This is a genomic window from Nonomuraea fuscirosea (assembly GCF_003001935.1).
In the GTDB taxonomy this organism is placed as follows: Bacteria; Actinomycetota; Actinomycetes; order Streptosporangiales; family Streptosporangiaceae; genus Nonomuraea; species Nonomuraea fuscirosea.
This window is the reverse complement of record NZ_PVNG01000015.1, coordinates 127,824-139,698: the sequence shown is the minus strand read 5'-3', so window position 1 is coordinate 139,698 and position 11,875 is coordinate 127,824. Positions and strand designations below refer to the sequence as shown.

Below are 11,875 nucleotides of genomic sequence, written 5' to 3'. Positions count from 1 at the left end.
TCGGAGCCGCGCGACGGCAGGCTGTGACCATGACCGCTATCCGGGCAACGAACCTGAGCAAGCGCTACGGCGGGACCCTCGCCGTGGCGGATCTGTCGTTCGACGTCGAGCCGGGTCAGGTGACCGGCTTCCTCGGACCCAACGGCGCGGGCAAATCGACCACGATGCGCATGATCCTCGGCCTCGACCGGCCCTCAGGCGGTTCCGTGCTCGTGGGCGGGCGGCCGTACGCGGAGCTGCGGCATCCCCTGCGCAAGGTCGGCGCGCTGCTGGACGCCAAGGCCGTGCACGGCGGGCGCAGCGCCCGCAACCACCTGCTCGCCATCGCGCAGAGCAACGGCATCCCCTCCTCCCGGGTCGGCGAGGTGCTGGAGACCGTGGGCCTGCGCGAGGTCGCCGGGCGGCGGGTCGGCGGGTTCTCGCTGGGCATGTCGCAGCGGCTCGGCATCGCCGCCGCGCTGCTCGGCGATCCGGAGATCCTGCTGTTCGACGAGCCCGTCAACGGGCTCGACCCCGACGGGATCCTGTGGATCCGCACGTTCATGCGCCAGCTGGCCGCCGAGGGGCGGACGGTGTTCGTCTCCAGCCACCTCATGAGCGAGATGGCGCAGACCGCCGACCACCTGATCGTGATCGGCAAGGGGCGGCTGATCGCCGACACGAGCGTGGCCGAGTTCATCGGGCGCAGCTCGCAGGGCTACGTACGGATCCGCTCGCCCCGGCTGGCCGAGGTCGCCGACCTGGTCAAGGTGGGCGAGCTGCACCCCGACCACCTGCGGGTCACCGCGATGAGCACGCTGGAGATCGGCACGCTCACCGCGCGGGCCGGCATTCCGCTGGAGGAGCTGACGTTCGTGCGTCCCTCGCTCGAAGCGGCGTACATGGAGCTGACCAAGGACAGCCTGGAGTTCTCCTCATGACCGACATCCTCAGGTCCGAATGGACCAAGATCCGCTCTGTGCGCTCGACCGTCTGGACGCTGGCGGCCGCCGCGATCCTGCTGATCGGCATCGGCGCGCTCATCAACGCCGCGCAGAAGGGCAGCGTCGACGAGCCGGTCACCGCCGCGACCGCGATCCAGCTCAGCCTGGTGGGAAACATGTTCGCCTCGCTCGCCATGGCCACGCTGGGCGCCCTGGTGATCTCCAGCGAGTACCGGACGGGCGGCATCCGCACCTCGCTCATGGCCGTGCCGAAGCGGCTGCGGCTGCTCACCGGCAAGATCGTGGTCTTCACCGCGACGGCGCTGGTCGTCTCGGCGGTCGCCTCGGCCGTCTCGATCCTGCTGGGCCTGCTCATCGCCCAGCCGCCGTCGGTCGATCCGGGCGCGGTCGCGGGGGCGGCGCTCGGGTCCGCGCTCTACCTGACCGCCTGCGGCCTGTTCGGGCTGGGCCTCGGCGTCCTGATCCGGCACACGCCCGGGGCCATCGTGTCGGCCATCGCGCTGATGCTGGTGCTGCCGCAGCTGATGTACCAGCTGCCGGGACAGTGGGGCAGGACGGTGGCCGACTACTTCACCACCAACGCCGGCATGATGATCGTGCTGCCGGTCCGGGGCGACAGCGCGCTGGGGCCGTGGAGCGGGTTCGGCGTCTACCTGGTGTGGATCGCCGTCACCGTCGCCGCGGGCGCCGTCCTGCTCCAGCGCCGCGACGCCTGAGCCGTTCCCCTGCCTCGGACCGCCGCGGCGCCTGAGCCGTTCTTCCGCCTCGGGTCGCCGCGGCGCCTGCGGCCCGCTCCCGACTCACTCGGCGCGCAGGGCGATCACCGGATCCAACCGGCCCGCCCTGCGCGCCGGCGCCACGCCGAAGAACACCCCGACCGCCGCCGACACCCCGAAGGCCAGCGCGATCGACCACCAGGTGATCGAGGCCGGCACCTCGGTGAACGCCTCGATGGCGAGCGCGCCGCCCACCCCGAGCAGGATCCCGACGAGCCCGCCGATCGTGGTCAGCAGCACCGCCTCGATGAGGAACTGGGCCAGGATGTCGCGCTGCCTGGCCCCCAGCGCCTTGCGCAGCCCGATCTCCCGGGTGCGTTCGCGCACGCTGACCAGCATGATGTTCGACACCCCGACGCCTCCGACCAGCAGCGAGATGCCCGCGATGGCCGCCAGCACGCCCGTGAGCATGCCCAGCACGCTGCCGATCGTGCCGAGCAGCGCGGTCTGCGTGACGGCGGAGAACTGCTCACCCGGATACCGGTCGCGCAGCGCCGCCGTCACCCGGTCCGAGAGCGGGTCGATCTCGTCGGGGCCCGAGGCGCCGACCGCGAGCCCGTTGATCCGCTCGATCCCGAGCAGCCGCTGCGCCGTCGTCACCGGGATGTGGATCTCCTGGTCGCGGGAGAGCCCGAACGTCTGCCCCACCGTCGCGTACACGCCGACCACCCTGAACCTGGCCCCCGCGACCGTCACCTGCCGCCCGATCGGGTCCAGGTCGCCGAACAGCCGGTCGGCCACCTCGGAGCCCAGCACGGCGACCCGGCGGCGGGTGTCCACGTCCGTCTCGCTCAGCGGGCGGCCCTTGCCGACCGGCCGCTCGAAGATGTTGACCAGGTTCTGGTCGGTGCCGATCACCGTGACGAACACCTCGGTCCTGCCCACGCGCACGGTCTCGCCCGACTGCAGTGAGACCGTCACCTTCGACGGGTCGCCCACCACCCGCCGCACGTAGGCCACGTCGGCCAGGCCGAGCTTGCTCTGCGTCGGCGCCGCGCCCAGGCTGATCCGGCCGGGGACGACAAGGATGATGTTCGTGCCGAGGCCGGAGATCTGCCGCTCGATCTCGTCCTTGGCGCCCGTGCCGATCGCCACCAGGATCACCACGGCCAGCACGCCGATGATGACGCCGAGCATGGTCAGCACGCTGCGCAGCCGGTTCACCCGCAGCGCCTCCATCGCCATGACCAGCGCCTCGGTCGCGTTCACGGCCTCCACCCCGCCCTGGCGGGCCCGGGGAGCCTGCGTGCCGCCGTCACGAGGCACCGTCCTCTGCCAGGCCGTCCCGCAGGTGGATCCGTTCGATCAGGCCGTCCCGTACGTGGACCTGCCGCCTGGCGTGGGCCGCGACCTCGGCCTCGTGCGTGACGAGCACCACGGCCACGCCACCGCCCGCGTTGAGCCGGTCGAGTATGGCCATCACCTCAGCCCCGTTGGCGGTGTCGAGGTTGCCGGTGGGCTCGTCGGCCAGCAGCACCTTCGGCTCGCCGACCAGCGCCCTGGCGATGGCCACCCGCTGCTGCTCCCCGCCGGACATCTGCGAGGGCCGGTGGTCCATCCGGTGCCCCAGCCCCACCGACTCCAGCGCCGCGCGGGCCCTGGCGCGCCGCTCGGCCCGCCCCAGCCCCCGGTAGACCAGCGGCAGCGCCACGTTGTCCAGCGCCGTGGTCCTGGCCAGCAGGTGGAAGGACTGGAAGACGAAGCCGATCGTCCGGTTACGCAGCTCCGCCAGCGCGGCGTCGGACAGCCGGGCGATGTCCACCCCGTTGATCCGCAGCACGCCGGAGGAGGGCCGGTCGAGACAGCCCAGCAGGTGCATGAGCGTGGACTTGCCCGACCCGGACGGGCCCACGATCGCGGTGAACTCGCCCTGGTCGATCCGGAGCGAGACGCCTCTCAGCGCCTCGACGGCCACGCCGTCGAGCTGGTAGCGGCGGGTGAGGTCCACCGCCTCGATGGCGGGTGCGGTCATGGCAGCCGCTGCCCCTCCCGTACGGAGTCCGCGCCCTTGACCACGACCCGCTCGCCCACGGACACCCCGTTCAGCACCTCCACCACGGCGTCGCCCTGGGCGCCGAGCTTGACCACGCGCCGCCGCGCGACGCCGTCCGCCACCGCCCAGACCACGCTCTCGCGCCCGCTGGAGACGATGGCCGAAGCCGGCACCGAGACGGCCGACGGCGACTCGCGCACGGTCAGCCTGGTGACCGCGCTCATGCCCGGCTTGGGGGCGGGGGCCTTGGCGCCGTCGTCGAAGGCGCCGGGGCCGAGCTTGAGGCGTACGGGGTAGCTGACGCCGCCCGTCGTGCCCTCCATGGGGTTGACGCCGATGCCGGTGACCACGGCCGTGTACGTGGCTCCTGGGACCGCGTCCAGCTCGACCGCGGCCTCGACGCCCTCGCGTACCAGCAGGACGTCCGTCTCGTCCACGTCGGCGTCCAGGGTGAGCCGCGACACGTCGGTCACGGTGACGATGCTGTCGCCGGGCGAGACCGGGACGCCGATCGCGACGGGAGCGCCGGAGCCGGATCCGCCCGAGGGCACGGACGGGAGCTGCTGCCCGCCGCCGGGCAGCCGGCCGAGCAGGCTCTCCACGCCGCCCGGCGCGCCGCCGCCCGACACGCGGCCCAGGCTGACGACGCCGGAGAACGGCGCCTTGATCGTCAGTGACTTCACCGTGCTCTCGGCCGCCTTCACCGCGGCCTTCGCCTGCGTGCGCGAGGCGGCCTGGAGCGAGGCCATGGAGCTGGACAGGCCGCTCGTCACCCCGGTCAACACGCCGCTGATCGAGCGGTTGAGCTGGGCGGTGATCGAGGCCAGCGCCTTCGTCTGCGCCCTGTGCTGGGTCTGGGCCAGCCCGATCGCGGTGAGCAGTTGCCTGCGGGCCTGCCGGTCCTTCACCTTCCTGGCCTCCTGGCGGGCCTTGGCGAAGTGGGCGGCCACCTTGCGGTCGAACGCGCCGGTGTCGAGGGACGGGAGGCGGACGTCGCCGCCGAAGCTCGCGGGGGCCGGCATCCTGGACGCGCGGCGGGCCTGGCTGAGCTGGTCCTGGGCCTGTGGCGAGCGGATCCTGGCCAGGATCTGGCCCTTGCGGACGCGGTCGCCCTCGCTGACGTGCAGCTTGGCGATCGTGCCCTGGGCGGGAGAGCGCAGTGTCGCGGAGGCGCGCGCGCCGATGGTGGCGGGCGCCTCGACGACCTCGGTGACCGGTGCCCGCCGGACCTCGGCGACCTGGACGGTCGCGGGTTCCTCGGCGGTGCAGCCGGTCAGTGCTAACAGGACGAGCAGCGGGGCCACCCCGCGTCGGACCGTCACGGCCCCATCGTAGGAGCCGGGCCCGCCGCCCTCACAAGCGCCCGCTCGGTCGCTGGGGCACGGCCGGCCGGGCGCGGTGGTCAGCCGGGCGCGGTGGTCAGCCGGGCGCGGTGGTCAGCCGGAGGCGAGTTGGCGCCCGCGGTCGCGGGCGGCCTCGATGGCGGCCAGGAAGGCGGCGCGCACGCTGTGCCGTTCGAGCTCGGCGATGGCCGCGATCGTCGTGCCGCCCGGCGACGTGACGGCCTCGCGCAGGATCACCGGATGCTCGCCCGAGTCGCGCAGCATCACCGCGGCCCCCACGATGGACTGGGTGACCATGTCGAGGGCGGCGGCGCGCGGCATGCCGAGCAGGATGCCGGCGTCGACCATGGCCTCGACCAGGTAGAAGAAGTAGGCGGGACCGCTGCCGGACAGCGCCGTCGCGGCGTCCTGCTGCGACTCGGGGATGCGCAGCACCTTGCCGACCGGCTCCAGCAGCCCCTCGGTCAGCTTGAGGTGCTCCTCGGTGGCGTGCGCCCCCGCCGAGATCACGCTCATCGCCTCGTCGAACTTGATCGGCGTGTTGGACATCACCCGCACCACCGGCACCTGCACGCCGAGCCGCTGCTCGACGAAGGAGGTGGTGATGCCGGCCGCGGCGCTGATCACCAGCCGCTCAGGAGCCACGTAGGGGGCGATCTCGGCCAGCAGCGTCGCCATGTCCTGCGGTTTGACCGCGAGGACGAGGGTGTCGGCGGACTTGGCCGCCTCGGCGTTGGAGACGGTGCGCACGCCGTAGGCGTCACGCAGGGCCTGCGCGCGCTCGGCCCTGCGGGTCGTCGCCATGATGTCGCCCGGCTTGAGCCCGGCGCGCAGCAACCCGGACAGCAGGGCCTCGCCCATCTTGCCCGTGCCCAGAATCGCGATCATTTCGGCCCCTCGATGAGTGGAACGCTGGTCTGGCAGCCTATCCGCTACCGCCGCGAGACCAGGGAGCGCAGGAAGAAGGCCAGGTTGCGGGGGCGCTCCGCGAGACGGCGCATCAGGTAGGCGTACCAGTCGGCGCCGTAGGGGACGTAGACGCGCACCCGGGAGCCGAGCCCGGCCAGGCGGGTCTGCTCCTCGGGGCGCACGCCGTACAACATCTGGTACTCGAAGCCCGTCGTGTCGCGGCCGTCGAGCACGGCCAGCGTGGAGGCGATGCGCAGCAGCCTCGGGTCGTGCGTGGCGACCATGGGGTAGCCGGTGCCGGCCATGAGGACCTTCAGGCACCGGACGAACGAGCGGTCGATGTCGGCGGTCCTGCGGTAGCCGCCGGGGGCGGTGTAGGCGCCCTTGCAGAGCCGTACGCGGGCGGCCCCGATCTTCTCGCAGCGGTCGAGCGAATCGGGCAGGTAGGCCTGCACCACCACGCCCACCTCGGGATGCTCCCTGCGCAGCACCGCGTGCACGGCGTGCAGCCCGGCGATCGTGTCGTGCTCCTCGGCGTCGAGCGTGACCGTGACGCCCTTCGCCTCGGCCGCCGCGCAGATGGCGGCGGCGTTGGCGGTGGCCAGCCGCTGGGAGAGCCGCAGCCCGAGCGCGGTGAGCTTGACCGACACGTCGGCGCCGGCGGGCAGCAGGTCGAGCAGCGACACGTAGGTGTCCACCGCGGCCCCGGTCTGGGCCTCGTCCGTCACCTCCTCGCCGAGGTGGTCGACGCTGACGAGCAACCCCTGGCGGGTCAGCGCGCCGACGACGGCGCCGACGTCGCTCGCGACGTAGCGCCTGACCACGTCGGCGGTCAGCGGTGAGGTGGTGACGAGCCGCTCGGCGCGCGGGCTCTTGGAGAGGGCGAGCATGGCCTGACGGAGCACACGATCCACACTAATCAGTCGGCCTGCCGATCGTGCGCCGCCACCTCGCAACTCTCGCTCTGACCAGGATCCGGCCGGGGAGTTGAACCGGCGGCGGGCGCGGTCCGTCGTAGGGGTATGCGGACAATGACAGCGACTCTCCTGACCGGATGCCTGGTGCTCGCCGCGGGCTGCGGCACGACCCCGCCGGTCGAGCGGGCCTCCTCCTCGACCCCGGAGAAGCCTCCCGTCGTGTCGGAGCCGGTCACCACCTCTCCCACGAAGCCGCCCGAGGCGGTCAAGCCGACGGGTGACGCCCTCAACGTCCACAAGGTCCGCTGGACCAAGGCCAAGCCGGTCTCGAAGGGCCGCAAGGTCCAGCTCACCTGGTGGTCGGGGGTGGAGCCGTGCACGGTGCTCGACCGGGTCAAGGTGAAGGAGACGAGCAAGCGGGTCACCGTCACCCTGTACGAGGGCACCGGCCGCAAGGCGAAGAACGTGTCCTGCATCATGATCGCGGTCGAGAAGACCACGACGGTCACCCTGAAGAAGGCCCTCGGCAAGCGGAAGCTCGTGGACGGCGCGAAGTCCTGACATGTCCACTTACGGACAACCGTAGTGACAAATGATCGATTTGTTGCGATACATCGATCAGAACACCCCGCCGCCGGGCCCGCCGCCGGCGAGGTCGCACTCCCTTGGAGGGCATGAACGCCCGGGTCACGTGAGCCATCTTATACGCGGACCCCGGTGCGCGCCCACCGCGCCGGGGTCCGCCCACGTCGATCAGCCGCTCACCGGCTTACCCGCCCCGTGGAACCCCTGACCGCGCGGCCCCGTTACGTGAGGTGTGCACTGTCACGCCCGCTCTTGCCCGGAATTCGGGAATGCTTTCACGCTCACGAGGGTTGAGTCGGGTAGGCTCAAGTCGTTTGACAAAGACGACACGCATCCATAGGTTGAGTCCAACCGACTCAACTTTGACTACAAGGACGTACTCATGGCACGTGCGGTAGGTATCGACCTTGGGACGACCAACTCCGTCGTCTCGATCCTCGAGGGCGGTGAGCCCACCGTCATCGCCAACGCGCAGGGCTCGCGGACCACGCCGTCCGTGGTCGCCTTCGCGAAGAACGGCGAAGTCCTGGTCGGTGAGGTCGCCAAGCGGCAGGCCGTCACCAACGTGGACCGGACGATCCGCTCCGTCAAGCGGGAGATGGGCACCAACTGGTCCCAGGAGATCGACGGCAAGAAGTTCTCCCCGCAGCAGATCAGCGCGTTCGTGCTGCAGAAGCTGAAGCAGGACGCGGAGGCCTACCTCGGCGAGAAGATCACCGACGCGGTGGTCACCGTCCCCGCCTACTTCAACGACGCCCAGCGCCAGGCCACCAAGGAGGCCGGCACGGTCGCGGGCCTCAACGTGCTGCGCATCATCAACGAGCCGACCGCGGCGGCGCTCGCCTACGGGCTCGACAAGGAGCAGGACCAGACGATCCTGGTCTTCGACCTCGGTGGCGGCACCTTCGACGTGTCGCTGCTCGACGTCGGCCAGGAGGACGGCCACGGCTTCGTCGAGGTCAAGGCCACCTCCGGTGACAACCACCTGGGCGGCGACGACTGGGACCAGCGCGTCGTCGACGAGCTCGTCAAGCGCTTCCAGAACGCGCACGGCGTCGACCTGGCCAAGGACAAGATGGCGCTCCAGCGCCTGCGCGAGGCGGCCGAGAAGGCCAAGATCGAGCTGTCCAGCCAGTCCGAGACCAACATCAACCTGCCCTACATCACGGCCTCCTCCGAGGGCCCGCTGCACCTCGACGAGAAGCTGACCCGCTCCGAGTTCCAGCGGCTGACCGCCGACCTGCTCGAGCGGACCAAGGGCCCGTTCCACCAGGTCATCAAGGACGCCGGCATCAAGGTCGCCGACATCGCGCACGTGGTGCTCGTCGGCGGCTCGACCCGCATGCCCGCCGTCTCCGAGCTGGTCAAGGAGCTGACCGGCGGCAAGGAGCCCAACAAGGGCGTCAACCCGGACGAGGTCGTCGCCATCGGCGCCGCCCTGCAGGCCGGCGTGCTCAAGGGCGAGGTCAAGGACGTCCTGCTGCTCGACGTGACCCCGCTGTCGCTGGGCATCGAGACCAAGGGCGGCATCTTCACCAAGATCATCGAGCGCAACACGACGATCCCGACCAAGCGCTCCGAGGTCTTCACCACGGCCGAGGACAACCAGCCGTCGGTGCAGATCCAGGTCTACCAGGGCGAGCGCGAGATCGCCTCGTACAACAAGAAGCTGGCCACGTTCGAGCTGACCGGCATCGCGCCGGCGCCGCGCGGCATCCCGCAGATCGAGGTCACCTTCGACATCGACGCCAACGGCATCGTCAACGTCTCCGCCAAGGACCTGGGCACGGGCAAGGAGCAGACGATGACGATCACCGGCGGCTCCGCGCTGCCGAAGGACGACATCGAGCGGATGATGCGCGAGGCCGAGTCGTACGCCGAGGAGGACAAGAAGCGCCGCGAGGAGGCCGAGGTCCGCAACAACGCGGACGGTCTGGCCTACCAGACGGAGAAATTCCTCCGCGAGAACGACGACAAGGTCCCCGGCGAGATCAAGACCGAGGTCAACGACGCCCTGGCCGAGCTGAAGAAGGCTCTGGAGGGCACCGACACCGACGTCATCCGCACCTCGGCCGAGAAGCTCGCCACCGTCAGCCAGAAGATGGGTTCGGCGATCTACGCTCAGAGCCAGGGTCAGCAGGCCGGCCCCGAGGGCGCCCCGCAGGACGCCACCACCGGCCAGGGTGACCAGAAGGCCGACGACGACGTGGTCGAGGCCGAGATCGTCGACGACGACCAGCCGAAGAAGGACCAGTGATGCCACCGCGTGAAAACGGGCACGAGGAGCCGGTGATCCGCGACAACCGCAAGATCGACCCGGAGACGGGCGAGGTTCGACAGGCGCCGGCGGCGCCACAGGAGGTGCCGGGCGACGTGCTCGAGCCGCAGGATGGCGAGCTGGCGGCCCAGCTCGCCGAGCGGACCGCAGACCTGCAGCGACTCCAGGCGGAGTACACCAACTACCGCCGCAGGGTCGAGCGCGACCGCGTCGCGGTGCGCGAACAGGCCGTCGCGGGGGCCCTGTCGGAGCTCCTTCCCGTGCTCGACGACATCGGCCGGGCCCGCGACCACGGCGAGCTGACCGGCGGCTTCGCGAAGGTGGCGGAGTCGCTGGAGTCGGCGCTCACCAAGCTGGGCCTCAGCTCCTTCGGGCAGAAGGGCGACCCGTTCGACCCGACGGTCCACGAGGCGCTGATGCACAGCTACTCGACCGAGGTGAGCGAGCCGACCGCCGTCGAGGTGCTGCAGCTCGGATACCGCATCGGTGACAGGGTGCTGCGCCCGGCGCGGGTGGCCGTCGCCGAACCCGAGGACGCCCCAGCCGCGTCCAATGACGACGACAACTGATCACAAGGACGAAGGGCCGTAGATGAGCACCAAGGACTACCTGGAAAAGGACTACTACGCCGTCCTTGGTGTGCCCAAGACCGCCACCGCCGACGAGATCAAGAAGGCGTACCGCAAGCTGGCCAGGCAGTACCACCCCGACACCAACCAGGGTGACGCGACCAAGGAGACCAAGTTCAAAGAGGTCTCCGAGGCGTACGACGTCCTGTCGGACACCAAGCGCCGCAAGGAGTACGACGAGGCGCGCACGCTGTTCGGGTCCGGGGTGGGCGGCCAGCGGCCGGGCGGTGGCGGTTTCCCGTTCGACTTCGGTGACCTGTTCGGCGGCACCGCCCAGCAGGGCGGCCAGACCGGGGGTGCGGGCGAGCGGCTCGGCGACCTGTTCGGCGGGCTGTTCAACCGGGGCGGATCGACCCGCACCACGACCACGTCGAGGCCGCGGCGTGGCCAGGACATCGAGTCCGAGGTCACGCTGACCTTCACCGAAGCGGTCGAGGGCACCACCGTGTCCCTCCGGCTGACCAGCTCCGCCGCCTGTGCGGCGTGCACCGGCACCGGCGCCAAGGCGGGCACGACCCCCAGGGTCTGTCCCACCTGTGAGGGCACCGGCGCGGCCAGCCGCAACCTGGGCAACTTCGCCTTCTCCGAGCCCTGCCGCGACTGCAAGGGGCGCGGGCTGATCGTGGACGTCCCCTGCCCCGTGTGCGAGGGCAGCGGCCGGGCCAAGAGCACCCGCACCATCCAGGCGCGCATTCCCGCGGGGGTGGCCGACGGCCAGCGGGTCAAGCTCAAGGCGAAGGGAGCGCCGGGCGAGAACGGCGGCCCGGCGGGCGACCTCTACATCCAGACGCACGTCAAGCCGCACGCCGTGTTCGGCAGGTCGGGCGACAACCTGACGATCACCGTGCCGGTGACGTTCTCGGAGGCCGCTCTGGGCGCCGAGATCAAGGTGCCGACCCTCAAGGGCATGCCGGTCACGCTGCGCATTCCCGCGGGCACTCCCAACGGGCGCACGTTCCGCGTGCGCGGCAGGGGCGTCACCCGCAAGGACGGAACGAAGGGCGACCTGCTCGCCAGCGTCGAGGTCGTCGTGCCGAAGACGCTCGACGACAAGTCGCGCGAGCTGCTCAACGAGTTCAGCACCGCGGTCGCGAGTGAGGACCCGCGGGCCGAGCTCATACAGCGAGCCAGAAGCGAGTAAGCCGATGGACGCCAACTATTTCGACCTCTCCGATGACACCCCTGTCTATGTGATCTCGGTGGCCGCGCAGCTCTCCGGGCTGCATCCGCAGACCCTGCGGCAGTACGACCGGCTCGGGCTGGTCAGTCCGGGGCGCACCGCGGGGCGCGGCCGCCTCTACTCGACCCGCGACATCATCCAGCTCCGCGAGGTGCAGCGGCTCTCCCAGGAGGAGGGCATCAACCTCGCGGGCATCAAGCGGATCCTCGAGCTCGAGAACGAAGCTCTGCGGCTGCGTGAGGAGGTCGTCCGCCTGCGCGCCGAGATGCGCATGGTCAGAGCTCTGATCCGCTACGAGTTGCCACCGGGGGCCTAGAAAGA

Annotated in this window: 12 protein-coding genes; 7 read left to right on the top strand and 5 right to left on the bottom strand. The window is 70.9% G+C overall.

Annotation, left to right across the window (positions count from 1 at the left end; all coding sequences use genetic code 11):
* The first annotated feature begins 29 nt into the window (after positions 1-29).
* Positions 30-920 carry an ABC transporter ATP-binding protein gene (locus B0I32_RS31995; protein WP_106246128.1) on the top strand — a complete coding sequence of 297 codons (891 nt, stop codon included), beginning with the start codon at positions 30-32 and terminating at the stop codon, positions 918-920.
* Positions 917-1,660: an ABC transporter permease gene (locus B0I32_RS31990; protein ID WP_106246127.1), complete on the top strand. Its 744-nt coding sequence runs from the start codon at positions 917-919 to the stop codon at positions 1,658-1,660. The genes B0I32_RS31995 and B0I32_RS31990 overlap by 4 nt, the downstream gene beginning before the upstream one ends.
* A gap of 84 nt (positions 1,661-1,744) precedes the next feature.
* Here B0I32_RS31990 and B0I32_RS31985 read toward each other — a convergent pair whose 3' ends face one another.
* The 5 genes from B0I32_RS31985 to B0I32_RS31965 all read right to left on the bottom strand — a co-directional run bounded on the left by B0I32_RS31985 (position 1,745) and on the right by B0I32_RS31965 (position 6,870).
* Positions 1,745-2,929, bottom strand: a complete 1,185-nt coding sequence (locus B0I32_RS31985; RefSeq protein ID WP_106246434.1) for an ABC transporter permease — start codon at positions 2,927-2,929, stop codon at positions 1,745-1,747.
* 46 nt (positions 2,930-2,975) lie between these two features.
* Positions 2,976-3,692, bottom strand: coding sequence for an ABC transporter ATP-binding protein (locus B0I32_RS31980; RefSeq protein ID WP_106246126.1), 717 nt, complete (start codon positions 3,690-3,692; stop codon positions 2,976-2,978).
* On the bottom strand, positions 3,689-5,035 hold the full coding sequence (locus B0I32_RS31975; RefSeq protein ID WP_106246124.1) for an efflux RND transporter periplasmic adaptor subunit: 1,347 nt from the start codon (positions 5,033-5,035) through the stop codon (positions 3,689-3,691). The genes B0I32_RS31980 and B0I32_RS31975 overlap by 4 nt, the downstream gene beginning before the upstream one ends.
* 114 nt (positions 5,036-5,149) lie before the next feature.
* The gene (gene proC, locus B0I32_RS31970; protein ID WP_106246122.1) at positions 5,150-5,944 is read right to left on the bottom strand and encodes a pyrroline-5-carboxylate reductase; all 795 of its coding nucleotides are present in this window, start codon (positions 5,942-5,944) and stop codon (positions 5,150-5,152) included.
* 44 nt (positions 5,945-5,988) lie between these two features.
* Complete coding sequence (locus tag B0I32_RS31965; RefSeq protein WP_106246120.1) at positions 5,989-6,870, bottom strand: proline dehydrogenase family protein; 882 nt, start codon at positions 6,868-6,870, stop codon at positions 5,989-5,991.
* A 126-nt stretch (positions 6,871-6,996) separates the two neighbouring features.
* On the opposite strand from B0I32_RS31965, the gene B0I32_RS31960 reads away from it, so the two are divergent.
* The 5 genes from B0I32_RS31960 (at position 6,997) to B0I32_RS31940 (ending at position 11,870) form a co-directional block, all read left to right on the top strand.
* Entirely contained in the window at positions 6,997-7,443 is a 447-nt protein-coding gene (locus B0I32_RS31960; RefSeq protein WP_245956156.1) for a hypothetical protein, read from the top strand.
* Between the two features lie 406 nt (positions 7,444-7,849).
* Positions 7,850-9,724 carry a molecular chaperone DnaK gene (gene dnaK, locus B0I32_RS31955; RefSeq protein ID WP_106246118.1) on the top strand — a complete coding sequence of 625 codons (1,875 nt, stop codon included), beginning with the start codon at positions 7,850-7,852 and terminating at the stop codon, positions 9,722-9,724.
* A complete protein-coding gene (grpE, locus tag B0I32_RS31950; protein ID WP_106246116.1) occupies positions 9,724-10,314 on the top strand; it encodes a nucleotide exchange factor GrpE in 591 nt (196 codons plus the stop codon). Before dnaK ends, grpE begins: the two co-directional genes overlap by 1 nt.
* Before the next feature lie 22 nt (positions 10,315-10,336).
* Entirely contained in the window at positions 10,337-11,515 is a 1,179-nt protein-coding gene (gene dnaJ / locus B0I32_RS31945) for a molecular chaperone DnaJ (RefSeq protein WP_106246115.1), read from the top strand.
* 4 nt (positions 11,516-11,519) lie between these two features.
* A complete protein-coding gene (locus B0I32_RS31940) occupies positions 11,520-11,870 on the top strand; it encodes a heat shock protein transcriptional repressor HspR (protein ID WP_106246113.1) in 351 nt (116 codons plus the stop codon).
* Positions 11,871-11,875: the final 5 nt, after the last annotated feature.